The sequence below is a fragment of the Hymenobacter puniceus genome, assembly GCF_014333525.1.
Lineage (GTDB): Bacteria > Bacteroidota > Bacteroidia > Cytophagales > Hymenobacteraceae > Hymenobacter.
Genome location: NZ_JACSCX010000004.1, coordinates 121,043 through 145,962 on the forward strand (window position 1 = coordinate 121,043; position 24,920 = coordinate 145,962).

General features: G+C 60.3%; 21 protein-coding genes. 7 read left to right on the top strand and 14 right to left on the bottom strand.

The window, feature by feature from the left end:
- Position 1 precedes the first annotated feature (1 nt).
- The 7 genes from H8B14_RS12835 to H8B14_RS12865 form a co-directional block, all read right to left on the bottom strand.
- Entirely contained in the window at positions 2 to 2,107 is a 2,106-nt protein-coding gene (locus tag H8B14_RS12835; protein WP_187316047.1) for a tetratricopeptide repeat protein, read from the bottom strand.
- 123 nt (positions 2,108 to 2,230) lie between these two features.
- Entirely contained in the window at positions 2,231 to 3,652 is a 1,422-nt protein-coding gene (dgt, locus tag H8B14_RS12840) for a dGTP triphosphohydrolase (protein WP_187316048.1), read from the bottom strand.
- 128 nt (positions 3,653 to 3,780) lie between these two features.
- Positions 3,781 to 4,473: a DUF1361 domain-containing protein gene (locus tag H8B14_RS12845; RefSeq protein WP_187316049.1), complete on the bottom strand. Its 693-nt coding sequence runs from the start codon at positions 4,471 to 4,473 to the stop codon at positions 3,781 to 3,783.
- 60 nt (positions 4,474 to 4,533) lie between these two features.
- Entirely contained in the window at positions 4,534 to 4,671 is a 138-nt protein-coding gene (locus H8B14_RS12850) for a hypothetical protein (RefSeq protein WP_187316050.1), read from the bottom strand.
- Between the two features lie 145 nt (positions 4,672 to 4,816).
- Positions 4,817 to 6,310 (bottom strand): TolC family protein, encoded by a 1,494-nt coding sequence (locus H8B14_RS12855; protein WP_187316051.1) that lies wholly within the window; start codon positions 6,308 to 6,310, stop codon positions 4,817 to 4,819.
- 65 nt (positions 6,311 to 6,375) lie between these two features.
- A complete protein-coding gene (locus tag H8B14_RS12860; protein WP_187316052.1) occupies positions 6,376 to 7,773 on the bottom strand; it encodes an HlyD family secretion protein in 1,398 nt (465 codons plus the stop codon).
- A gap of 108 nt (positions 7,774 to 7,881) precedes the next feature.
- Complete coding sequence (locus H8B14_RS12865; protein WP_187316053.1) at positions 7,882 to 9,612, bottom strand: peptidase domain-containing ABC transporter; 1,731 nt, start codon at positions 9,610 to 9,612, stop codon at positions 7,882 to 7,884.
- Positions 9,613 to 10,017: 405 nt separating this feature from the next.
- Here H8B14_RS12865 and H8B14_RS12870 point away from each other — a divergent pair, with 405 nt between their 5' ends.
- The 5 genes from H8B14_RS12870 to H8B14_RS12890 all read left to right on the top strand — a co-directional run bounded on the left by H8B14_RS12870 (position 10,018) and on the right by H8B14_RS12890 (position 15,802).
- Positions 10,018 to 11,976, top strand: coding sequence for an ABC transporter substrate-binding protein (locus tag H8B14_RS12870; RefSeq protein WP_187316054.1), 1,959 nt, complete (start codon positions 10,018 to 10,020; stop codon positions 11,974 to 11,976).
- A 129-nt stretch (positions 11,977 to 12,105) separates the two neighbouring features.
- Positions 12,106 to 13,428, top strand: coding sequence for a glutamate-1-semialdehyde 2,1-aminomutase (gene hemL, locus H8B14_RS12875; protein ID WP_187316055.1), 1,323 nt, complete (start codon positions 12,106 to 12,108; stop codon positions 13,426 to 13,428).
- A 158-nt stretch (positions 13,429 to 13,586) separates the two neighbouring features.
- Positions 13,587 to 14,441, top strand: coding sequence for a hypothetical protein (locus tag H8B14_RS12880; RefSeq protein ID WP_187316056.1), 855 nt, complete (start codon positions 13,587 to 13,589; stop codon positions 14,439 to 14,441).
- Between the two features lie 127 nt (positions 14,442 to 14,568).
- A complete protein-coding gene (dcd, locus tag H8B14_RS12885) occupies positions 14,569 to 15,105 on the top strand; it encodes a dCTP deaminase (RefSeq protein ID WP_187316057.1) in 537 nt (178 codons plus the stop codon).
- A gap of 184 nt (positions 15,106 to 15,289) precedes the next feature.
- Positions 15,290 to 15,802 carry a hypothetical protein gene (locus H8B14_RS12890; RefSeq protein WP_187316058.1) on the top strand — a complete coding sequence of 171 codons (513 nt, stop codon included), beginning with the start codon at positions 15,290 to 15,292 and terminating at the stop codon, positions 15,800 to 15,802.
- Positions 15,803 to 15,895: 93 nt separating this feature from the next.
- On the opposite strand, the gene gldC is transcribed toward H8B14_RS12890, so the two are convergent.
- From gldC to H8B14_RS12920, 6 genes are all read right to left on the bottom strand, one after another.
- The gene (gene gldC, locus H8B14_RS12895) at positions 15,896 to 16,234 is read right to left on the bottom strand and encodes a gliding motility protein GldC (protein WP_187316059.1); all 339 of its coding nucleotides are present in this window, start codon (positions 16,232 to 16,234) and stop codon (positions 15,896 to 15,898) included.
- Between the two features lie 126 nt (positions 16,235 to 16,360).
- Positions 16,361 to 17,485, bottom strand: coding sequence for a DNA polymerase III subunit beta (gene dnaN / locus H8B14_RS12900; RefSeq protein ID WP_044012853.1), 1,125 nt, complete (start codon positions 17,483 to 17,485; stop codon positions 16,361 to 16,363).
- A 448-nt stretch (positions 17,486 to 17,933) separates the two neighbouring features.
- Positions 17,934 to 19,649: a gliding motility-associated ABC transporter substrate-binding protein GldG gene (gene gldG, locus H8B14_RS12905; protein ID WP_261990008.1), complete on the bottom strand. Its 1,716-nt coding sequence runs from the start codon at positions 19,647 to 19,649 to the stop codon at positions 17,934 to 17,936.
- Between the two features lie 171 nt (positions 19,650 to 19,820).
- The gene (gene gldF / locus H8B14_RS12910) at positions 19,821 to 20,546 is read right to left on the bottom strand and encodes a gliding motility-associated ABC transporter permease subunit GldF (protein WP_187316060.1); all 726 of its coding nucleotides are present in this window, start codon (positions 20,544 to 20,546) and stop codon (positions 19,821 to 19,823) included.
- Between the two features lie 172 nt (positions 20,547 to 20,718).
- On the bottom strand, positions 20,719 to 21,627 hold the full coding sequence (gene gldA, locus H8B14_RS12915; RefSeq protein ID WP_187316061.1) for a gliding motility-associated ABC transporter ATP-binding subunit GldA: 909 nt from the start codon (positions 21,625 to 21,627) through the stop codon (positions 20,719 to 20,721).
- Between the two features lie 147 nt (positions 21,628 to 21,774).
- Positions 21,775 to 22,500, bottom strand: a complete 726-nt coding sequence (locus H8B14_RS12920; protein ID WP_261990009.1) for an SDR family oxidoreductase — start codon at positions 22,498 to 22,500, stop codon at positions 21,775 to 21,777.
- Between H8B14_RS12920 and H8B14_RS12925 the strand changes: the two genes are divergently transcribed.
- Positions 22,477 to 23,253 carry a GIN domain-containing protein gene (locus H8B14_RS12925; protein WP_187316062.1) on the top strand — a complete coding sequence of 259 codons (777 nt, stop codon included), beginning with the start codon at positions 22,477 to 22,479 and terminating at the stop codon, positions 23,251 to 23,253. The two genes, H8B14_RS12920 and H8B14_RS12925, sit on opposite strands and share 24 nt — an antisense overlap.
- A gap of 66 nt (positions 23,254 to 23,319) precedes the next feature.
- Here H8B14_RS12925 and H8B14_RS12930 read toward each other — a convergent pair whose 3' ends face one another.
- On the bottom strand, positions 23,320 to 24,033 hold the full coding sequence (locus tag H8B14_RS12930) for an SDR family oxidoreductase (RefSeq protein ID WP_187316063.1): 714 nt from the start codon (positions 24,031 to 24,033) through the stop codon (positions 23,320 to 23,322).
- 103 nt (positions 24,034 to 24,136) lie between these two features.
- Here H8B14_RS12930 and H8B14_RS12935 point away from each other — a divergent pair, with 103 nt between their 5' ends.
- On the top strand, positions 24,137 to 24,868 hold the full coding sequence (locus H8B14_RS12935) for an MlaE family ABC transporter permease (protein WP_187316064.1): 732 nt from the start codon (positions 24,137 to 24,139) through the stop codon (positions 24,866 to 24,868).
- Positions 24,869 to 24,920 lie beyond the last annotated feature (52 nt).

Genomic DNA, 24,920 nt, shown 5'->3' on the forward strand with positions numbered 1-24,920 from the left:
TTCAGGCAGGCAGGCGAACCACAAACTCGGTGTACTTGCCGGGCTGCGTATCTACGGTGAGCGTACCGTGGTGGGCTTTTGTCACGATATCATGAGCTAAAGACAACCCCAGGCCGGTACCCTCCCCCAATGGTTTGGTCGTGAAAAAAGGCTGAAAGATCTGCTGCTGCACCTGTGGCTCCATGCCTGTGCCGTTGTCGCGCACCCGGATGGTTACCTGCCCGCCTTCCCGGCTGGTACTTACGTGCAGTGTAGGCTCGTAAGGTGCTGCCGGCTGGCGCATACGCTCTATCAGGGCATAGAAAGCGTTGGTAAACAGATTCAGCAGCACCCGCTCAATTTCGGTGGGCACCAGCAGCACCTCCCCCACCGAGGCACTCAGTTGGGTATGCAGCGTTGCCCGAAACTCGGGATATTGCAGCTGCACACCTTCATAAGCAAGCTGCAGGGCTTTATCTACCATGTCATTCAGCACGGTGGCTTCCTGCTGGCTAGTGCCGGTACGGGCATGAGCCAGCATGTTGGTGATGATGGATGAAGCCCGTTGTCCGTGCTGGCTGATTTCCTGCAGGTTTTGCTTGAGGCCACTCAGAATTTCCTGCTGCAAGCCGTCCGATGCCGCCACGGCCGAGCCCGGAACGCGGGTGCTGTCGTGGTCGAGAAGCTCCACGCTCACTTCGGCAAATTTTTTCATAAAGCTGAGCGGGTTCTGCAGCTCATGCGCAATACCGGCCGACAATTCTCCCACGAAGGCCCATTTTTCGGCCGCCACCAACTGCTGCTGGGTGGCCAGCAACTCCTGCTGCTGCTGCTCCAGTTGAGTGTAGGCGCGTTTTTTTAGCTGATTGCTTCGCCAGAGCACCATACTTAGCCCGCCTACCAGCGCAAGCCCAACCAACGACACCCCCAGCAGCCATTGCTGCTGTCGGTTTTGCTGCCGGATCAGTTGCTCGTTGCGGGTAAGCTGGCGAATCCGGGTCTGCTGACGAGCCAGATCGGCGGCGTACTGCTGTGCTGCCAGCCGCCGGATCAGGGCGCGGCTGCTGAGGCTGTCCTGGTAGATGCTGAACAGGCGCTGATACCGGTACGCATCGGCAAAGAGGCCCTGCTGCACGCTGGCTTGCGTCAGCACTTCGCTGGCATCCCGGATGCTTTCCTTCACCCCGCTTTTCTGGCTGGCCTGCAGGCTGGCCCGGCCATAGTACAGGGCACTATCCGGGCGGTTGGTGTGCAGATGGGCCCGGGCTAGCACCAGCTGTGTCCAGGGCAGGTAGCCTACCACATCCAGCTCTTCCAAGTGCCGCAGCACGCGGTAGGCGTAGGAAAAAGCCTCGGAGTAGCGCCCCTGGTGCTCGGCCATGTCCGCCACGTTCAGTTCTTCTACCAGAAAGCCGGGCTCGTCGCCCAGCTGGCGCGTAAGGGCAACATCCTGCTCGTAGTAGCGGCGGGCAGTAGCCCACTGCTGCTGCATCCGGTACAAGTCGCCAAGGCCCCGTAACCCCTGCGACACGCCCGGCTGGTTGTTGTGCTGCCGGGCTATCTGCAGGCACTGCTCCAGATAGCGGCGTGCCTGGGCATACTCACCTACCTCGGTGCTGATAATGCCCATCTGCGCGTTCATCAGTACCAGCCAATGCGGGTCGCGCAGCGCTTCAGCTATCGTGAGGGCCTTTTGCGCATAAGTAAGAGCCTGCAGATAGTTGCCCTGGCCGGAATAGATGTAAGCCAGATTGTAGGTACAGGCCAACTGATTGCGCAGGTCGTGGAGGCGGGCAAATGTCTGGCGCGCCTGCTCGGTGTAGGCTTGTGCCGGGCCATATTCGTTGCGCTTGCGGTAATAAAAGCCCAGGCCTAGCTGGGCTTTGGCTGCCCCAGCCTGATACCCCAGTAGCTGGGCCAGCTCCAGCGACTCTTCGAAACGCACGCGCGAATCACGCGGGGCAGTGGAGCGCAGTACAAAAGCCAGCTCGTTGAGGCGGTTCACGCGGGCAGTGTCCAGCTGCGGGTGTGCCCGCACCCGGGCCAGCGCCTGCATCAGCGCCGCCGACTCGGCTCCTAATGCCCGGCTTGCGGGCAGCAACAGAAACAGGAAGAACCAGAACCTCAAGGCTAACGGGCAGATAGATGCGCAGGCATAGAACCTAACAAAGCTACTATATTCCAACAGGAAATAGTCGGCTTGCCGCTTACTTTAACCTGGTCAGTAATGAAGCGCGCAACTGCCCTTTTTCTAGAACCCCTTCGGCAAATCGATGCCCCGAATAGTGCGAAACAAACTAAGAGCATTCTGGTCGGTGAGGCCCCCAATGTAGTCGGTGAGCAGCACAATCTGCTCGTAGGCCGTGGCGCCGTCCTGGGCACCAGAGGCGCGAAATTGCTCGGGCAATAGCTGCAGCAGCTTCCGCGAGCGGGGGCTGGCCTGCGGGTCGAAGGTGGCGTGCAGGAAAGCGTCGAGCAGCCCCGCCAGCACCTCGAAACCGGCAGCCTCAATCTCCAGCACCGGCCGGCTTTGGTAGAGATGCTCGACAGTGAGGCGGTGAATCTCCTGCAGTTGCTGCCAGCAGTCGAGCTGCTGCACCAGCGGCTCGTCGGCGCGGCCACGGAGCAGGTCGGGGGCACGGTCGGCGAAGAGGCGGGCCGTTTGGTGCACCAGCCGGTTGATGAGGCGGGCCCGCAGGTAGCCGAGTTCCTCGCGCCAGTCGCGCCACTCCACGGAGCCGCGGCGGTTGGGGGCGTCGCCGAGCATCGCCCGCAGCAAAGCCAAACCTGTTTCGCAGGGAATCAAGCCCAGCTTTAGCCCATCCTCAAAATCGATAATGCGGTAGCACAAATCATCGGCAGCTTCCACGAGGAAGGCCAGTGGGTGACGGTGATAGAAGCCACCGGCATCAGCCGCGCCAGACTTAGGCAGCAAGCCCAGCTCACAGGCTACTTCGTGAAAGCGCGGCGCTTCGGTCTGAAAATACCCGTACTTTTTTTCGCTGCTACCGTGCGTCCGGCTGGCTTCCTCTACCACCGAAGGGCGCGGGTATTTAGTGAAGGCTCCCAGCGTAGCATACGTGAGGCCCAGGCCAGCTGAACCGCTACTATGAGCGGCATACGTATGCGTCAGAACCCGGAAGCCGGCAGCATTGCCTTCAAACTGCTGCAAATCGGCGCGCTGGGCGGGGTTGAGCATGCGCACAAACGGCTCGGCGGCCGGACTGCGGAAGTAAGCGGAAATGGCGTCTTCGCCGGAGTGGCCGAAAGGCGGATTACCAATATCGTGGGCTAGGCAGGCGGCGGCCACAATGTCGCCGAAGTCGGAATCGAGGTGGGGCAGGCTTTCAGCTAGTCCTTCGGTTTCTTCGAGTAGCAGCCGGCCGCCGAGCCGGCCCAGGGAACGGCCCACGCAGGCGGTTTCGAGGCTGTGCGTGAGGCGAGTATGCACGAAGTCGGTTTCGGGCAGCGGCATCACCTGGGTTTTGCGCTGCAGCCGCCGAAACGCCGAGCTGAACACCACACGGTCGTAGTCGGCCACGAAGGCGCCGCGCACGGGCGGCGCATCCGTCACGACGTGCAGCTGGGGCTGCTCGGGGTAGCGGCGGCGGCTGAGCAGCTGCTCCCAGGTCATGGTGGCGGTATCGGCGGGGTCGGGCGTGAGGTGCAACATGGGGCAGCAAGGTAGCGGAGTGCCGTCAGAAATGCGTGTGAATTATCCGCCGACGAATGTGTTCGGCGTAGACTGGCTTCAGGCCGCCATCATTTCACCCAGCATTACTACCTCGTCGCTCTGTCATTCTACCCCTGCCTGCCCAGCTCCTCAGTTGGCCCCATAAGCCGCACGGTAGCGTAGCCGAGCAACAGAAACACACCGTATAGCAGGGTAACGCCCCAGGTGCCGGAAAAGGCCATGGGGTGCAGAATGCGGTGCAGAATATCGTAGAACAGCGTAAGCGGATTGGTGACTATATCCCAGGAGTTGAACCGCAGGTAGCGGCCCAGGTACACCCCGAAGCTGCTCAGCAATAGCGCCACCGTGGCAAACGCCCAGCCGGCGCCCCAGCCCAGCCGGCGCGCCACCAGCGCCTGCATGTCGGTGAGGGAGGCGTAGGCCAGCATCAGGCCGTTCCAGGCGGCACTTAGCAGTAGAGCCAGATCAAACCAATACGGCACACCGGTGCGGGGCTCCAGATGAAACAGGTCGGTGAGAATGTAGGGTGCATTAGGAAAAAACAGCAGCCACACGGCGCCCACCGGCAGCAGCACCCGCGCCTTCAGTGGCCCCGCCGACAGCCCCAGCATGGTACTCAGCCCAAACGGAATCAAGGCCAGAAACAGGTTCCAGAGCAGAAAAACGAAAGTAATCTGGTGCGTCAGGAACACGCGAAACGTGATGAGCACCACGCTCAGGGTGAGCGAGGCACCCAGCACCAGCAGCAGGCTTAGGCGCTGCCGCAGCTGCGGCATAGCAATAGTCAAGGGCATCGTCATAGCTACAAGTACGGAAATTCCGGGCTTGGAAACGACCAATCTGGCCTGGTATTGCCTGGCTTAGTTATCAAACCACAACGAATAAATGAACCACGCTACCGCGAAGACGACCATGATGTACCAACCCCATTTAGCGGATTCGCGGGATGTATCGTTGTGCAGGCGCGGGCGGCGCTTGAGTTCCGGAAGCAGACCCATGACGATGAAAATAAGTGTTGGGGCTTAACACGCAGGGCCGGCGCTCTGTTCCGAAAAGTAGCTGGGGCTGCGGTGCAAACTTGTGCCCGAAGCCTTGCGCACAGCGTGCTACATACACTAAGGGATGTACCGTCGCCGCTGCTTTCTATTGTTGCTCTACTTGTTCTATGCTGCCGGCCGCCCAGCGCAGTGTTGCCTGGGTCTGGGCATACTTGGCCTGTAGCTCGGCCAGCTTGATGCGGGCACTGACCAGGCTGGCTTCGCGGCTATTGATGAGAAATACCGAGCTTTCCCCGTTTTCAAAGCGGATCTGCTCGCCGTCGCGCAGGCGGCCGGCATTCAGCACCACTTGCTCCTGCAGGCGCAGCTGCTCGCGCAGTGCCTCCCAGTCATTGGCCACGGCGCGCACACCGGTCTGGATTTCACGGCTATCCTGCTGCAGATCCAGCTCGGTTTCGCGCAGCTTCAGGCGGTTGAGCTGCAGCTTGGCCCGCTCTTGGCGCAGCAGCAGCGGATACGCAAAGCTTACGCCCAGCTTGTAGTTGTTTTGCAGATACGTACCACTCAGACTGGCGGCTTTTTCGGGGTTGAATGGCTGGCCGGCCTGCAGCAGGTTGTAATCGACGTTGAGTTTGGGCAGCAGCTTGTTGCTGAGCAGGCGCCGCTCAATGCCCAGCTGAGTTAGCTTGGCGCGGCTTTTCAGCAGGTCCGGATGAATCTGCTGGGCCAGCGCCGTGAGGGCCGCCAGCGAGTCGGGGGGCAGTGGGCGCCAGTCGGCAGGACCAGGCAGCACTTGTGGGCGCACCCCTACCGGCAGCTCGCGCGGCTGCTGCTGCTCGTCCCAGAGGTAGTTGCTGAGCTGCAGCGTGGCGTTCTGCCACTGCACCTGCGCCTGCGAGAGCAGCGCCAAGCGGTTCTGCAGCTCGGTTAAGGCTTCCACCGAGTCGATGGCGGCTAAATCTCCAAAGCGTACCCGCTCACGCACCGCCCGGAAGCGCATATCGGCCAGCTCAGCGTTCTGGCGCAGCAGCTCGCGCCGGCGGAAATTCAGGGTCCAGTCCCAGTAGTCTTTGGCAGCCTGCAGCAGCAGCTTGTTGAGGGCACTGCGCCGCTCGGCTTCGGCCAGCCCCTGCAAGGCTTGTGCCTGCCGCACAGAAGCCCGGCGCTCATCAATCAGCAAGCCCTGAGCCAGTGGCACCGAAAGGCCCACGTAGCTGAGGCCAGCCGGCCCGGTGTAATTTTCACCGCTGATGTAGGGCCCTACTCCCCGGTCAAAGCCGGCCTTCACATCAAGCCCGTACCACACCGGAACCCGCAGCTGGGTTTCCCAGTCGTGAAAGTACTCCAGGCCCTTGAAGGTTTTGCCGTAGTATTTGCTGGTGGCCATAGGGTCGAACAGGCCCCGAGCAAAGCGTACTTCCTGCAGGGCGCGCTCGGGCAGCAAGCCCGCCTGCCGGGCCACCGGGTGGCGCAATGCCACAAAGGTCAGCAGGTCGTTCAGGCCGAACACCCGGCCGGTATCAGGCAGCACCAGCGGGCGGGCCACCAGCGCTGGGGCATTAATAACCGGCGACCGGACAGGCCTACCCTGCCCAGCTGCCGTGGGCGCATGCAGCAGTGCCAGTAGCAGCGCGGGCAAAATCAGCCAGCAGCCCCACCGCCCCGGCCCATTTCCGACGGCTGGGGTAAGATTCAGAAACTGGCTCATTTTGCTTCCTCTTCTTCGCTGGGAGCTTCGGCTTTAGCCCCGCTTTTGGCAGTCTTGCCCTCTTTGCCGCTGGCCGGCGCACCCACAAAATTCGGCGGGAAGCCATTCACTTGCCGCCAGAGCTCATACCAGATCGGCACGTCGTCGAGCAGGGCCCAGCCATACACGCCGGAGCCCACCCGCAACGGCTTGGGCCACGCTTCCTGCGCTGGGTCGGGCGTGACCAGCACCCGGTACTGGCCTTGCGAGTCAATGTTGTCGATGACGGCGACCACGCCACCGAAGGTGCCGAAGCTGGTGCCCGGCCAGCCGCTGAATACCAGCGCCGGCCAGCCATCAAACTGCAGCCGCACCTTGCGGCCCACGCTTAGCAGCGGAATGTCCATGGGCTTCACGTAGAGCTCAGCCGACAGCGCAGGGGCAATAGGCATTACCGTCACGATTGGCTCGCCTTCCTTCACGATTTCGCCGAGGCCTTCCTTGAGCGCGCGCACCACGTAGCCATCCTGCGGGGCCGTAATCTGGTAGTAGGCCGAGCGGATACTCAGGTTGGCCAGCTCGTTACGCATCTTGGCAATCTGGCCCTCCGTGTCGAACTGGTAGGCAGTCACGGAGCGGCGGTCAGACTCCGACTTAGCCAGCTTGTCCTGGTATTCGGCGGCCAGTGAGGCCAGTTCCAGCTGCGAGTTGGTGAGCTCCTGGCGGCTGGCGTCGAGCTTGTTTTGGGCCGACTGCAGCTTGGCCGTGCTTTCCTGAAACTTCAGGCGGCGCTGCTCCAACTCAGTCAAGGATTTAAGGCCTTGCTTGTAGAGGGCTTCCTGGCGCTCTTGCTGGCGCTCGGCAATCGTAAAGTCGTTTTGGGCGGCGCGCAAATCAGCCTGGTCGGAATTTACTTTCAGGCGGCTTTGCTCCACCTTGTTGCGGGCTTTGTCGAGGCTGACGCGCAACGACTGGCGCAAGGCCACCTGCTGGCTAAGCAGGGCCTGGTCTTTGGCGCGGTTTTCCCCCAGCGCCCCAATTTTGGCGTTGAGCTGCTCGCCTGTGCGCTGCACCAGCTGCGGATCGAAGTATTTCTCTTTGACTTCGGCAATATCTACCAGCGTGTCGCCCTTGCGCACGCGCTGGCCTTCGCGCACGCGCCAGCGCTCAATACGGCCGGCAATGGTGCTGGGCACCGTCTGGGGCCGGTCCTGAGGGCGCAGGGTGGTGAGCTTGCCAGTAGACCGAATGTTCTGGGTCCAGGGCAGGAAGCCAGCCAGCAGCACCAGCAGCCCCAGGCCGGCCGCCCAGCGGGCCAGCGTGCGGCCGGCCTGGGGCGTCTGGACCCGCGCAAACGAGCGAAAGCGCCCCGTCAGCGGGTTAGTTTCTGCAAGCGGATTTTCGGCAAAAGCCATCTACTGTGTCGTTTATTAGTTGTTATACAATCAATTGCGCCAGGTAGCAAACCACCATGCGGCTCACGGTATGAGCAGTTGCCCGACAGCAAGCCGACACTCTGGCTGCTACGCCAGCAGCCCCTGCATTTCCGGCTGTTCGGCTACTACTGCGTAAGGGCCGTTGGCGACCAGCTGGCCTTCCCGCAACACGGCCAGCCGCGGGAACAATCCTGTAATACGCAAATCGTTGGATGCCAGCACAATCGTCCAGCTATGGTTTGGTGCCAGCACCCGATTCAGAATGCGTAGCCGTTCTGCGGGCTCCACGCCAGGCAGGAAATCGTCGAGCAGCAGCAGCCGCGGGCGGCGCACCAAAGCACGTGCCAGCAGCAGTTTCTGGCGGGTGCTGTCGGCAAGAGGAGTACCGGGGCCCAACGGGGTATTGAGGCCCAGCGGGCGGGCATATACATTGTCGCGCAGGCCTACCAGATCCAGTGCCAGGGCTACATCATCAGGCCCAATGCCGGCTTGTCCCAGCGTAAGGTTGTCGAGGATAGTGCCCTCAAACAGATGCTGGTGCGAGATATTATCGCCAACGTGCTGCCCCAACGACTCCGGCGAAAGGTCCTGCAGGGCCAGGCCATCGTAGGCAACCACGCCCGTATAGTCTGTTAGCAGGCCGGCCAGAATACGCAGCAGTGTGGTTTTGCCCGAGCCATCATACCCAGCCAGCCCCAGGTGTTCGCCAGGCTCAATAGTGAGCGTAATATCGTGCAGGGGTGCTTTCTGGCCATGCGGGTACTGATAGCCCAAGTGGCGCAACTCGGCCCGCAGGCCATTACTGATGGCGGGCAGCGGCAGGTTGGTACCCGCGCGCTGGTTTACCACGGGCAGGTCCAGCACGTGTCCGATTTTGTCGAGGGAGGTCAGGGCATCATACACTACATCCAGTTTCAGCAGCACCTTTTCCACGGCCGATATGGTCAGGATAATTACGATTTCTGCGGCCACAAACTGCCCGATATTTATCTGCCGGTCAATCAACAACCAGCAGCCAATGACAAGCAGCCCGGCAGTAATCAGCGTCTTGAAAATCACGAAGCCCCAGTACTGCGTGAGCAGCACCCGAAAGTGACTTTGGCGAGCATGCAGGTAGCTTTCTACCAGCGTATCGGTACGGTCCAGCGCCAGCTCCTGCCGGGGCGGATGCCGGAAAGTATGCACGGTGCGGGCCACGTCTTCCAGCCAGGCCACTACTTTGTATTTGTATTTCGATTCCTGCAGACTGCTGCTCAAGCCTTTGGGGCCGGTAATCCGCAGCATAAGGGCGAGTAGCACTATCAGCGACAACCCAAATACAATAAAGATGGGATGGTAGAAAGACAGTAGGATTACGCCGAACAGAATCTGCAGGGCCGCCGCTGAAAACTCGACCAGAATGGTGGCCAGGCCTTTTTGCAGCGTAGGTGCATCCAACAGGCGGTTCATAAGTTCGGGCAGGTATTCGCCGTCGAGGCTTTCGGTGCGCACCCGCGGCAGCCGCACGGCAAAATCCAGGCTGACACGAGCAAACAGGCGCTGCTGAATAAACTCGACCAGGTATACCTGCATTACCTGCAACCCGCCAACCAGTAGCGTACCCAGCACAATAAAGCTGATGAGCACCACCAACGACGTGCTGACGTCGCCGCTGCTCACGAAGCCAATGACGGACTGCACGCCCAGCGGCAGCGAAAGGTTGATGAAGCCGGCCAGCGCCGCGTACACATACAGGTAGGTGATGTCGCGCCGCTCGGAGGCCAGCAGGCGCCAGAGGCGCTGGCCGGGGCTGAGAGCAGGAGCGGAAGAGTCTGCCATAGCAGGAGGTCTGGAAAGAGAGTGTGAGAGTAGATTGGAACAGGACTGTACGACGCAGCCCAGTAAGTGGGTAAGCAGAGAACTGTAAGCCTGCTGCGCAGAGACCCGCAGTATACGTACCGGGCACAAAATTACGGCGGGCACTAAGGCATGGACTTAAACCAGCATTAAATAGAGCTTAACTTTACATTAAAGACGACTTAGGCCGCGCCACAGCCACTGCACCAACCACCCGCCACAGAGGAGTGTTTCGGTTGCCGCGCTTTTGATTGGCAGATGACGGCCCTACGTGCCATGTCCAAGGTTGTCTGATATCTTCCGGGGCGTTCCTGCGTACCTTTGCCGCATAGGTTTCTATCCTGCCTGTTTTTCTCTCTCCCGCCTCTCACTTCTGGCTTCTCTGCCATGCGGTATTTTTTTGCTTTCCGGTTGGCTTGCCTGAGTGCCAGTCTGGCCCTGATGGGTCCGGCGCTGGCCCAGCAGCCTACCCGTCCGGCCACTACACCTGCCACGCGGCCCAGTACGCCGCCCGCCAAAACCCCGGCTAAGCTCGCTCCCGCCAAAGCCGGAACTACACCTGGTAAGTCCCCCACGCCGGCCACCAAGCCAGCTGCTACCACCACTGCACCGGCCAAAGTCGCTACGCCCGCTGCCAAGGTGGTAATACCAGCGCCCAAACCTGCCACCCCGGCCCCAACTCGGCCCGTTGGCCCACCGCTGCCCGCCAACCTGGGTTCCACGGATTTCAACACGCGCTACAAAAACGGCAAAACTCTCATCGGGCAAACCCGCTACGACCTGGCTATGCAGGAGCTGGAGCCGCTCACGGCCCCCGGCAACAAGTTTGGCCGGGCGCCCGAAGCAGCCTACCTCTACGCCGTGGCGGCCACCAAAGCAGCCAAGTGGCCCGAGGCCGAGCAAATGCTGAATCTGCTGCGCAGTGAGTATCCGCAGTGGCCGAACATACCGGAAGCTTTCTTCCTGCAGGGCCAGGTGTCGTTCGAGCAGGGCGACTTCGACAACGCCCTGCGCGTGCTCAGCCAGCTGCCCGCCGACCGCCTCACCACGGAGCGCGAGAACATGAAGGCTGTATACCTGCCGCGCATTAAGGACAAGGCCACCTTTCAGAAACTGCTACAGACCTATCCGCAGGAAGCGGCGCTGGGCAAAACCTACGCCGGTAAGCTGGCCAACGGCGGCTGGTACACCGACGCCGACAAAGACCAGCTCGACCAGCTCGTGGCGCAGTTTGCCCTGGACCGCACCCGCTACACGCCCCGCCTCCGCGCCCAGCGCAAAAGCACCTACAATATCGGGGTGCTGCTGCCCTTCGAGTTCAACGACCCCAGCTGGGAAACGCGCCGCAAAAACCAGTTCGTAACGGACCTGTATGCCGGCCTGCGCCTGGCCCAGGACTCGCTGCAGCGCGAGGGCCGGCCGGTGCAGCTGTTTGCCTACGACACCGGCGCCGACACGCTGCAGCTCAAGCAGGTGCTAGCGCTGCCCGAGCTGGCCGGTATGGACATGCTCATCGGGCCGGTGTATAAGTCGGGCTCCAAGATTCTGGCCCGCTACGCCCAGCAGCACCAGATTCTGTGCGTAAATCCACTTTCCCAGGATGCCGACTTGGTGCTTGATAACCCCTGGCACTACCTCTACGAGCCCAGCACCGCCACCCAGGCCCGGCAGGCGGCGCAGTTTGCCTACACCCGCCTCGGCGGCCCGCGCACGGCCGTGGTGCTCTACGAAGACACCAAAGACGAAGCCGCTTTCGGCCTGGCCTACAAGCAGGCGTACGAGGCCCTCGGCGGCCGCGTGCTACAAATACGCCGCATTAACTCCGACGTGGACGAGTCGCTTGGCAGCGGGTTTGCGGGGCTGGACCTGAAGTCGGTGGGGCACCTGGTAGTGGCTTCCGACGCCAAGAAAGTGGGGCCGTACACGTTTGGCGTACTTAAATCGCAGGAAGCCCGCGTACCGCTCATCACCTACGCCTCCTGGCTCGATAACAGCCGTGTAGGCCTTTACCAGCTGGATGCCCGCGACGTGTATTTCGTGCATTCCAAGTTTCTGGACCGCACCAATCCCGGTGTGCGCCGCTTCCGGCAGCTATACCTGCAGCGCCAGAAGCTGCCGCCCTCCGTGTTTGCCTTCACCGGCTTCGAGCTGCTCTACTACTTCGGCTCGCAGCTGCACCAGTATGGCCCGGCCTTCCAGCAGAATCTGGCGGCCAGCGGCCCGGTTTCCGGCGCCGTGTTCCAGGGCATCGGCTACCCCGGCGGCACCCACGACAACCAATATGTGCCCATCACCAAGCTGGAGCGCCTTGAAGTGGAAGTGCTGAACCCAGTGGGCATCCGGTAGGTTATCAGTAGCGCGAACCAAAGCAAGGCGTAGGTCCTGCTTCAGTTTCGTGTTTCGCCCGCGCCGCCTAGGGCGCTTCATCATCACTCATCAATGCGCGAGGCAGAAGCTTCGCGCCACACGCTTCTCATGTCGCAAGCCACCCTCACTCCTGCTCTCAACCTTTCCACTTCCGATGCGCTGTTTACGCGCGCCAAAAACCACATTCCCGGCGGCGTCAACTCGCCGGTGCGGGCCTTCCGGGCCGTGGGCGGGCATCCTGTCTTCATGCAGTCGGCGCAAGGCGCGTGGCTGACCGACGTAGACGGCAACCGCTACCTGGACTTCATCAACTCCTGGGGACCAATGATTCTGGGCCACGCGCCGCAGATTGTACTGGAAGCCGTGCAAGGTGCCATCGGCAACTCGCTGTCGTTTGGTGCCCCTACCCGCCGCGAGGTGGAAATGGCCGAGCTTATCAAGCAGATGGTGCCCAGCATCGAGAAGGTACGGCTGGTAAACTCCGGCACCGAGGCCACAATGTCGGCCATTCGGGTGGCCCGCGGTTACACGGGCCGCGCCAAAATCCTCAAGTTTGAAGGCTGCTACCATGGCCACGGCGACTCGTTCCTGATTGCAGCCGGCTCGGGTGCCCTCACCCTCGGCACGCCCGACTCGCCCGGCGTAACGGCCGGCGTCGCGCAGGACACTCTCACGGTACCCTACAACGACCTGGCCGCTGTAGAGCAGGCCATTGCCGCCAACGAAGGCCTGATTGCTGCCCTGATTCTGGAACCGGTGGTGGGCAATATGGGCCTTGTGGCGCCGGCCGAGGGCTATCTGCGGGGCTTGCGCGACCTATGCACCACGCACGGCATTGTGCTTATCTTCGATGAAGTAATGACCGGCTTCCGGCTGGCCCGCGGCGGCGCGCAGGAGCTCTACGGCATCACGCCCGACATGACGACGCTCGGCAAAATCATTGGGGGCGGCATGCCCGTAGGCGCCTACGGTGGCCGCCAAGACATCATGGACCAGGTGGCCCCGGCCGGCAAGGTGTACCAAGCTGGCACGCTGTCCGGCAACCCCATTGCCACGGCTGCCGGCATTGCCCAGCTCACCTATCTGCAGCAGCATCCAGAGCTTTACGACGAGCTGAACCGCATCACCACGCGCCTCGCCGACGGCACCCGCCAGATCTGTGCTGAACTAGGCTTGAACTACACAGTGAACCAAGTGGGCTCGATGTTCAGTGTGTTCTTCACCGATAAGCCGGTACACAACCTCGAAGACGCCAAAACCTCTGATACCGAAGCTTTCGGCCGCTACTTCCAGGGCATGCTGCACCGCGGCATCTACCTGGCGCCAGCGCAGTATGAGGCGCTGTTCGTGAGCACCGCCATTACCGACGAGCTGGTGGACCACTACCTCACCGCCTGCCGCGAGGCCATGCGTGAAGCCCACGGCTTGTAGCATTGTTGAGCGCTAGTTTAGCTGTATCTTCTTCAACCTTGTTTGAAACGCCTCCTGACTACTCGTCGGGAGGCGTTTTGTCTTCTGCGGGCCGTTGAGAAAAACCCGCGCAAGCGTATGGGCAACGTGTTACCTTTGCGGCAACCATTCGCGCTGCCATGTTCCGATTTCGCCCGTTGCTGCCACTTTTCCTGTTGCTGTGGCTAGCCGTGCCTGCCGCGCTGCAAGCCCAAAGCAGCACGCCGGCCGCCGCCAACAAGCAGCTGTTCGACCGCACCGTAGACGAACTCAACTTCCGCACCATGGAAACCGTCTACGATAAGTCGTTTACGCGGCGCAAGTTTCCGGCGGCTATGCGCACGGCCAAGGCCCGCCGCGACTTCACCGACTTCAACGGCCGCACTGACCTGCAAACACTGTTTCAGAACTACAACGGTGTGTCGGAGCGCTACAAAAGCCGCTTCGGCAAAGGTCGCACCGACTTGGCCGAGTTTGAAAAGCAGCTAGGCAGCATTCTGGTTGACAAGAACTTCGAATTTTTCATCCGGGTGTTGCCGCGCGACGAACGAGTAGCGCTGATCCGGGCCTTGCAGCGCGTTATTGCCCAAGGAGCCGCCCGTTTTAATGCATCTGAGGACCCGGTAGCAGAGGAACTATCAGCCGACGGTGCCGCAGTGCCGCCCGCCGATGTAGACGCACCTGCCACCACGTCGGCCGCCACCGAAGACCCGTCGCCACAGCCTGAAGCGCCCCTCACTACCGTCACCACCGCCGTCAGCACCAGCCCGCGCAACCTCGACGTGCCCGTGCGCCACGACTGGCTGGACTACCTGACGCTGCTGCTGGCCGCCACCTCCACGCTGCTGCTACTGCTGCTCGTCACGAGCGTGCTACCCGACCTGCGCGCCCGCCTCGACGGCCTGGCCGAAGAACTGGACCAGCACCCTTCCAAGCCCCGCTCCCGTTCCAACGCCTTGCCCAAAGACCGGTACGAAGACGAGGAGGAGGCTTAATTAGTAATTGAGAGTTAGTAATGAAATAATTAAGCGCTACGGGCAGCTTTTCCGCCTTGTCTGTTGACGCTGACTCATTACCATTAATTCTTAATTATTAATTCCTAATTATTAATTCAACCCGTACATGATCCTCACTGACCAGCAGATTTTAACTGAAATCGAAAGCGGCAACATCGTCATCGAACCGTACGACCGGAGCTGCCTCGGCACCAACTCCTACGACGTGCACCTGGGCCGCTACCTGGCCACCTACCGCGACAAGGTGCTGGATGCCCGCAAGCACAATGAAATCGACGTATTCGAAATCCCGGAGGAAGGCTTCGTGCTGCAGCCTGGCGTGCTCTATCTGGGTGTAACGGAGGAATACACCGAAAGCCACGCGCACGTCCCGTTCTTGGAGGGCAAGAGCAGCGTCGGCCGTCTCGGCATCGACATCCATGCCACCGCCGGCAAAGGTGACATTGGCTTCTGCAACACCTGGACGCTGGAAATCAGCGTGTCGATGCCCGTGCGCGTGTATCACCTGATGCCGGTAGGCCAGCTTATTTACTTCAGTGTACAGGGCGACGTAGAAACGTTTTACAACCGCAAGCCCAACGCCAAATACAACGAGCGCACGGTAAAGCCGGTGGAATCGATGATGTGGAAAAACAAGTTCTAGGATGCTAAAACCGCATGAAAAAGGCGTTTTGCCCGGTCCGAGTTTTGGCCTGGCGGAACGCCTTTTTGCTTTGGGTATAAACTCCTTGGCACAGTTTTTCGTTAGAAAACCAAGACTGGCTGCCTACCCTCCCTGCGGCTCCGCTGGTTTTCCTGATTTTCGAACGATCAACGACAGTCCTACAATGAGAAACCAACTTGCTACCGCTGCCCTGCTTTTAGTCGCCTCTCTTGGCGCGCAGGCCCAGCAAAAGCCTGCCCTGGCTCCTAAAGATAAAACGCAGTCGTCGCCACGCCTGACGCCGGTGCAGGTGCGGGCCGCCCGTCTCTCCGACCAGATGGCCCGCGAACTGCGCCTTAATGGTTACCAGTCCACTCGCCTGCGTGCCATCAATGAAGATAAAATTGCGAAGATGGCTGCCATTGAGCAGCGCAACGCCGGGAATAACAAGCTCATTGATGAACAATGCGGGGCCGTATGCAAAGAGCGGGACCGGGAATTGCAGGCTGTGCTTTCCAACGACCAGTATAGCAGCTATTACGGCTCCCGTTCGGCATATTACAAGTATGATAAGGACTACGCTTCACGCACTAGTAATGTAAATTCCGAGTTTGTCAACTCGGTACAGAATCCCTCGCCGGCTTCCAGCGGTGCCGTGATTGCGCCGGCTCGCAAGCCGGCCAGCACCACCCGCTAGTTGGTTCGGCTGGCACATCAGCCTAGTGAATAGCCCACAAAAAAGCCCCGCTCAGCAGCTGCCGAGCGGGGCTTTTTTGTGGGCTGACGAAGCCTACTTCTGTTTGGTGTTCTCCTCGTCGATATGGTCGGTGAGGGCGCGGCACAGGTCGCGCATCTTGGTAGCCATCACCACGTCGTTGGTAGCCGTCATGATGGTTTCGGCCATAGCCCCGATGTTATCGACCACGAAATACTTCATGGCATCAATGGGCATGTCCTTGGTCCAGAGGTCAATCTTCATGGTGCCGTCCTGGTCCCGGTCCCAGATGGCCACGTTGATGGCTTTGGCAAAGTGAATATCGGGGCCGGCATCGGTAGCCGTCCAGCTGATGGCCTCCGGCACTTTCTGGTCGTCGAGGGCAATGCTGAAGCGGATTTCGGATTTCTTCATGAGGTTCAGAGGGTAAAAAGAACGTCATGCAGAGCGGAGCGAAGCATCTCGTCAGAGTAGTAGAGTTACTTTTCTGGCGAGATGCTTCGCTCCGCTCTGCATGACGTGCTGAAGTATTGCAAAAGGTTAAACGTAGTTGTTCAGCATCACCGGCATCACCAGCATCAGGATGCTTTCGTTGTCGTCGGCGAGGGTGGGCATAAGCAGGCCGGCGCGGTTAGGTGTGCTCAGCTCCAGCGTAATTTCCTCGGAGTCGATGTTGCTGAGCATTTCCTGCAGGAACTTGGCGTTGAAGCCGATTTCCATGTCCTCGCCGTCGTACTGGCAGGCCAGCTTTTCGTTGGCTTCGTTCGAGAAGTCCAGGTCCTCGGCCGATACGGTCAGCTCGGAGCCAGCCAGGCGCAGGCGCACCTGGTGGGTGGTTTTGTTGGAGTAGATGCTAATGCGCTTCACCGAGTTCAGCAGCTCCTGACGGCTGATGATGAGCTTGTTGGGGTTGCTGACCGGAATTACGTTTTCGTAGTCGGGGTAGCGCTCATCAATCAGGCGGCACACGAGGCGCATCTGGTTGAAGCTGAAGAAAGCGTTGGAGTTATTGAACTCCACCCGCACCGGCGTGGCCTCGGAGGGCAGCGCGCCTTTGAGCAGGTTAAAGGCTTTGCGCGGAATGATGAGGTTGGCGGTCTGGCCGGCCCCTACGTCAGAACGACGGTAGCGCAGCAGGCGGTGGCCGTCGGTGGCTACAAAGGTTACCTGATTGTCGGCCAGCTGTACCAGAATGCCGGTCATGGCTGGGCGCAGCTCGTCGGTGCTGACGGCGAAGATGGTTTTATTGATAGCGCGGCTCAGCGACGACGACGGAATTTCCACCGGCGTAGAACCTTTCACCACGGGCACGCGGGGGAAGTCGGTGGCGTTTTCGCCAGCCAGCTTGTAGCGGCCGTTGGAGCTGGCAATTTCGATGCTGTAGGTTTCCTCGTCCAGCGTGAATGTCACGGGCTGGTCGGGCAGGTTTTTCAGGGTATCGAGCAGGATGCGGGCGGGCGCGGCGATGCGGCCACTTTCGCGGGCTTCTACGGGCAGCTCGGTCATCATGCTCGTTTCCAGATCGGAGGCCGTAATCGTCAGCTTACCGTCTTCGATTTCAAAGAGGAAGTTCTCCAGAATCGGCACCACAGGGTTGTTCGTGACCACGCCGTTGATGCTCTGAAGCTGCTTGAGCAGGGCGGAAGACGAGACGATGAACTTCATAAAGGATGGGGTTCGGGAGTGTTTTTGGAAGGGAGACAAAGATAGGAAACCGGGCCGGGGTTTTCTAGCGCAAAAACGGGTTGGTATATAGTTAGCTGAACGTATGCCCGACCATCGTAGAATGCCGCAAATTCACGTAGCTGACTCAGGGAAACCTTACAGTACAAGGGCATATAATAGAGTCAGCACTAACAAAATACCGATGGCTGCTATCGTATTCCATACCACTGCCTGCCCGGCATTGGCGTAGCTACTTTCGTATTCCTTTATTAAGGCGCGCCGTACTTTTATCCGGCTTCGATGCCGCAAGTACAGGTATATAAACCCAATAGCGGAGAGTACTATAACGCTGAATACGCTCTCAACCAGACCTTCAACTAAGAGTGTAAGCAGTTCCTCCATTCGGTTGGTTACTTGAACACCTATAGCAGGTAAGGCAACCCTCTACTCAAAACCGCGCATACCGCTGCTTACGGCGCCAAGCCCGCACGGCGCCAAATGCACCCAGGAGCAGAAGTGGAATTACCAGGTTCAGCAGCTGCCACTGGCGGCGTTCCTCGGCTACGCGCAGCTTGTCGAGGGGCCGGAGCGTGACTTGCTTACCGCGCACTGATATGAGGTTGCTTTCGTCGAGCATGTAGTCCACGGCGTTGAGCGCCAGCTCGCGGTTGGCGAATTCGGTGGCGGCGAGGCGGTCGAAGCCCAGGCGCAGGGGGCGGCCGGTTTTGGGGTCCACATCGTTGCGCACGAAGTCGCCATCGGAGAGCACCAGTACTTTGGCCGGGCGGTCCTGAGGACTTGTGGCGGGCTGGAAGCGGGCGGTACCGGGCTCGGCGCGGTTGGCGTAGAGCGAGCGGAATTGGCCTTCGAGCAGGTAGCCAATGGGCTTAAACTTGCTGGTGTAGAGCTTGCGGTTAGGCTCCAGGCGGGCGTCGTTGAGGTTGACGGGCACAGGCGAGGGCAACACGCGGGTGTAGCGCGAGGTGAACAGCAGCGGCGTTTTGCGAATCCCGACGGCCTTCACCGTGTCCATGCTGCTCACAAACTTGGTATATACCGCGTCGAGGTTGCGCGTGACGGGGTGCTCACTGAAGTTGTTGATGAGGGGGTAGAATTGCCACGGCATGGGCTCTACCTTGGGCTTGTTGCCCATCATGCCCGTCACGAGCGGGATGACGCCGGAGTTGAGGTCGAGCAGCAGATCGGGGTTGACGCGCACGCCGTACTTGAACAGCAGGTCGTCGAGGTTGGTCTGGATAGGGAAGGACAGCATGCCGCCGCGGCTGGCGCTGTCGAGGTTGACGCGCATGGCATCCACGAAGAACAGCGCGTTGCCGCCGTGCGTGATAAACTGGTCGAGCTTGAACTTCTCCGGCTCGGAATACGTGCCAGCGGGCTTGGCCACGATCAGGGCGCTGAGCGTGCGCAAATCCTGCGGGCGGGTCTGGGCCAGGTTCACGCGAAATACGTCGTAGAACTGGCTGAGGGAGCCGATCAGGTCCCCGGCTTCCTCGTTCGACAGCTCGCCGTGGCCTTCCACCACGCCGATGCGTTTGCGCTGGCCGGGCACCAGCTTGCGGATGGCGCTGGCCATTTCGTATTCCAGCCCTTCGATGCTTTGGTTTAGGCGCACGTCGGATGGGGCTGCCTGGTTGCCGCGCAGCAGCAGCACTTGCTGCTCTTTGCCGCCCGCCGACACCGTGGCCCAGGGAAAGATGATTTTCTCAACCCGTTTTCCGTTTTCGTTGGCCCCGAGGTTGGTGGGGCGCAGTCCTTTCTTGAGCAAGGTGGCGTAGTACGCGTTGCGGGCTTGCTCGGTGGCGGCCGCCGAAGGGTCGATGAACACGTAGCGCAGGTTCTGGCCGCCGTACACCTGCATTTCGTTGAGGTTTTCACGCACGGCCTGCTGCAAGCGCCGGAAGGCTGGCGGGAAGTCGCCGTCGAGGTACACCGTCACGGTGACGGGCTGCGGCAGATTCTGCAGCAGCGCCTTGGTAGCCTCCGACATCGTGTAGCGCTTCTCCTCCGTCAGATCGAGGCGAAAAAAGAACTGCTGGCCCAGGTAATTAAACAGCAGCAGCAAGCCAATCACCAGCAGAAAGCGGGTCAGGTCACGGCGTTTGCGGGTTTGCGGAAGCGGAGCAGGTTGTGGTTGTTCGGACATGTTCTGTCGGGGGCCTCACCCCCTAGCCCCCTCTCCTGTAGAGAGGGGGGACTAGTTTCTGTTTTCTAACTCTTAACTATACCTCACTACTTCGAAAACTAGCGCTAAAAGGCTAGAAGCTAGTTCGTCCTCTCCCCTTAGAGAGGGGCTAGGGGTGAGGCAAACTACCGACTACCAGTTGCGGCTTTGTAGCACCAGCCGCGTGCCAAGCAGCAGGGCAGCCACGAGACTCAGAAAGTACACCAGGTCGCGGGAGTCGAGCAGGCCTTTGCTGATGTCGCGGTAGTGGGCCGCAATGCCGAGCTGGCCGATGTAGTAAGCCGGCGCGCCGTCGAACACCGAAGCCAGCGAATCGAAGCCGGAATACACCAGAAAGCAGCCAACCACAGCCACCAGAAAGGCAATGATCTGGTCGCGGGTGATGGCGGAGGCAAACACACCGATGGCCGCAAACACCGCCGCCAGCAGCACGAGGCCTAAATAGGAACCGACCGTAGCGGCCGAATCGATGTTGCCGGCGGGTGCCCCCAGCTGGTACACCGAGTAGTAGTAAAGCAGCGTGGGCAGCAGCGCCAACAGGGCCAGCAGCAGACATGCTAAGTACTTCCCTCCTATTATCTGGCCGTCGGTGAGCGGGCGCGTGAGCAGCAGCTCCATGGTGCCGGCTTTCTTTTCCTCGGCGAAGGTGCGCATGGTGAGGGCCGGAATCAGGAACAGGAAAACCCAGGGCGCGATGTTGAACAGCGTCTGCAGATCCGCAAAGCCGTAGTCGAGCACCGAGCTATCCGGAAAAACCCACACGAACAGGCCCGTAGCCACCAGAAACACCCCAATGACCACGTAGGCCACCGGAGAGTTGAGGAAGCTGTTGAATTCTTTGCGAAGGATGGCGAGCATCTAGGCTGGTGATGAGGTGATGAGGTAATGGGGTAATGAAGTAATTAGGTCGTCATGCTGAGCGAAGCGGAGTGTAGTTGAAGCATCTCTACCGCTTCACTGGATTACTACTCAGCCGAAGCGGTAGAGATGCTTCGGCAAGCTCAGCATGACGTTCTTTAAAGCCAGTGCCTCACTTAGTCAGCTCCTGGAACACTTGCTCCAGATTCTGTTCTTCCTGGCGCAGCCCCAGCAGCACCCAGCCCTGCGCGGCGGCCAGGCGTGAAATAGCGCCGCGCTGGTCGGAGCCGGCAGCGGCCCGGATGCGGTACGTATGGCTAGTTTCCACATCCACGCTTCGGATGCCGGGCAGCGCCAGCAGTGGAGCCGGGTTAATGGCCTGCTCGAACTCGGCGCGGATGATGGTTTCGCGCAGCGCCTTGCCGCCCAGTTCCGCCACCGGCGAATCGGCCACGAGCTGGCCGCGGTTGATGATGATGGCGCGGCTGCACAGCGCGGCCACCTCGGGCAGAATGTGGGTGCTGAAAATGACGGTTTTGTCCTGGCCCAACTCCCGGATCAGGCTGCGGATTTCGCTGATTTGGTTGGGGTCGAGGCCGGTAGTGGGCTCGTCGAGGATGAGCACGCCGGGGTCGTGGATGAGGGCCTGCGCGAGGCCTACCCGCTGGCGGTAGCCTTTGCTCAGTGCCCCAATCAGCTTGTTCTGCTCCCGCCCCAGCCCTACCCTATCTACCAACTGGCGCACACGCTGGCGCAGTCCGCTGCCGCCCAGCCCGTGCACCGACCCGATAAATTCCAGGTACTCGTGCACGTACATGTCGAGGTAGAGCGGGTTGTGCTCGGGCAGGTAGCCTATGCGGCGGCGCACTTCCAGCGGCGCCGTCTGCACGTCGTAGCCTTCAATAACGATGGTGCCGGCCGAGGGCGGCAGGTAGCCGGTGGCCATCTTCATGGTCGTGGATTTGCCCGCGCCATTCGGCCCCAGAAACCCCAGAATCTCGCCTTTGCCCACCGTGAAGGAAATATCATTCACGGCCGCCTGCGCGCCGAAGAGTTTGGTCAGATGTTGTATTTCTACCATAAGATATGTGGCCTGTCGATACAGAACGTCATGCTTGATCTGGCGTCCGCTTGCCGAAGCATCTCTCCCGCTTCGTAGGGTTGTTACTTGGACGAAGCGGGAGAGATGCTTCGGCAAGCTCAGCATGACAACGTCTGACGTAGCAGACTATTTCGGCTGCGTGGGCCGCATCTGAATTTCCGAAATCATGGTGGAGTTGGGCGCTTCCAGCGTGTGCACGATGGTAGCGGCAATGTCCTCGGGCTGCATCTTGTGCGGGTCGGGCTCGGCGCCGGGTGTGGCGCCGTTGAAGTTGGTTTCTACGGAGCCAGGCATCACGCATGTCACGCGCACTCCCTGCGGACGCACTTCCTTGAACAGCGCATCAGAGAAGCCGCGCACGGCGTATTTGGTGGCGCAGTAGCCGGCCAGGTTGGCCGTGCCCGCCGTGCCGGCCAACGACGCCACATTAATGATGTGGCCTTCCTTCTGCTTTTTCATTTGCGGCAGCACCACTTTGGTGCAGTAGAACAGGCCGTGTACATTGGTATCGAACATGGCGTGCCAGTCGGCGGCCTCAAACCCATCAATCGGCCCGAAGTTGCCGATGCCAGCGTTGTTGACCAGCACGTGCACTTTGTCGCCGAGCAGCTTGGTGGTGGCAGTATAAGCCTTCTGCACGTCCGCTTCCTTGCGAATGTCGCACTTGATGAAGTGGAAACGCGGGTGCCTGAAGTCGTCGGGGGCAGTGCGGCCCCAGCCGGCCACCTCGGCGCCTTTGGCCAGCAGCGCCTCGGCCGTAGCCCGCCCGATTCCTTTGCTGACGCCTGTGATAATGGCTACCTTGCCGCTGAGTTCCATAGCTGTAGAATGATGATTGGGCGTACGTTTCAAGTGCAAGTTAGTGGCCCCCGCGGGGTTTTACGTGCCGCGCTGTCCTTGGGGCTGAGTGTGGGGCTGTTAGCTTCCTGCAACAGCGACGATTGCCTGACCAGCGCGGGCAAGGAAACCACCGAGCGCCGCGAGCTGCCCGCCTTCCACGACCTCACCGTGGCCGACAACGTGAACGTGACCTTGGTGCAGGATACCGAAACTTATGCCGAAGTCCGCACCGGCGCCAACCTGCAGCCCGACCTCAAGCTGGAAGTGCAGGGTACGCGCCTGTTCGTCAGCAACTCCAGTGGCTGCAACTGGGCCCGCAGCTACGACGTGGCCCACGAGGTAGTGCTGCACTTGCCCCGCCTCATTAACATGGACCACATCGGCCAGGGCACTGTGCGCACCCAGGGCCAGTTTCGGGCCGACACTGCCTACTACCATCTGCGGGGCGCTGGCAACTACGACCTTGACCTGCGAAGCCAGTACCTCTGGCTCGACCAGTACGAGCTGGGCGACTACCGCCTGCGCGGCACCACCGACCAGCTGCTGCTATCCGGCGGCGGGCTGGGCCGGTTTTTTGCTACCGATATGCGCGCCCGTGCCTGCTACCTCAACCTAACCATCTACGCCGGCAACGACATCTACGTCAATGGCTCCGAGGAGGTGGCCGGTACACATGCCGGCCCTGGCACGCTATACTATTCCGGCAACCCCGCCACCGCCAACATTCAAGTGACCGGCAAGGGCAAAGTAGTAAAGTTGAATTAGGGATACTGTCATCCTTCGCTTTGCTCAGGATGACAGCCCATTTTACCAAGCCCCCCAAGCTCCCACCTACAAATCCCCTAGCTGCGGGCGAATCAGCAGCTCCTCTATCACAGCCTGGGGCGAGAGGCTGTAGGCGCCGAAAATGGCTTCCGCCACGTCTTCCGACCGGATAAAGCGCTCCGCCGGCAGGTCCACTCCTTCCCAACTGGCCGTGAGCGTGGCGCCGGGCAGCACGGCCGTCACCCGAATCTGCTGGTCTTTGAGTTCCTCGCGCAGGTTGCGGGTGAAGCCATACAGCGCGTGTTTGGCAATGCCATAGGAGCCGCCATTAGCGTAAGTTGCAATGCTGGCCGTAGAACAGATGTTGAAAATATGCCCTTGGCGGCGCGCAATCAGGCCCGGCAGCAGCGGCAGCGTCACGTCGTAGGCGCTGAGCAGGTTCACGGCCAGCATCTGGCGCAGCTGTGAGCCGTCGGCCGGCTCATCCTGCAGGCGGCCGGGCAGAAAGGCGCCGGTATTGTTGACCAGCACCTCTACCGCGCCGCCCAACCCCAGCACGAAATCCGTGAAGCGGCGGCACTCGTTGGTTTCACTGAGGTCGGCGGGCAGCGTGTGCAGCACGGCCTGCGGAAGCTGCTGCCGCACATCAGCTTGCAGGGCCGTGAGGTCAGCAGCAGAGCGCGCGCAGGTAACCACCGGCAACCCCGCCTGCAGAAAGCGCAAAACCACTGCCCGGCCGATTCCTTTGGTGCCGCCGGTTACTACCACATATTTTTCCATTCCTTTGGTTGTTATTTCGGTTTTCACGTAAGTACGCGGGGCCGAAACGCCCCGTGCACGCTGCGGCGCAAGTTCCTGCTTTTCCTTTCATTCTTCTCTTCCCATGGTTAAGACCTTCGGTTCTTTCCTGCTGTTTATCCAAAGCATGCTTTCCCGCAAAGAGCGGTTTGCAGTACTCTGGCAACGGACTATCGATGAGTGTATTCTCATCGGCATCGATTCAGTTTTCATCGTCTCCATCGTTTCCGCCTTTATTGGGGCCGTAACGTGCGTGCAGATTGCTTACAACCTTATCAACCCGCTCATTCCCAAGAGCACCATCGGGTTCATGGTCCGCGAGATGACCATTCTGGAGTTGGCCCCTACCATTACCAGCATTGTGTTGGCCGGAAAGGTGGGCAGCAGCATTGCCGGTGGCTTAGGCACCATGCGCATCACCGAACAGGTATCTGCCTTGGAAGTAATGGGTATTAATTCGGCTTCTTATCTGGTGTTGCCCCGCATTATTGCTTCCATGGTAATGTTTCCGCTGTTGGTTATCCTGGCCATGCTGCTTTCCATCATGGGCGGCTATTTGGCAGGCACCTTGTCGGGCGCTATGTCGGCGCAGGAGTATATTGAAGGCATCCGTACTGATTTTGTGCCCTACAACATTCTTTTCGCCCTCATTAAGTCGGTAGTATTTGCCTTCCTGGTGTCCGCAATTTCATCGTTTAAAGGATATTATACGGAGGGCGGCGCGCTGGAAGTAGGCGCGGCCAGCACTGGTGCCGTAACCAACTCCATCATTGCCATTTTGCTGGCCGACTACGCGCTGGCCGCCATCCTTCTCTAACTATAAGCTGTAAGCTACAGGCTGCACGCTTTCTATGCAGCACTGAACTGCT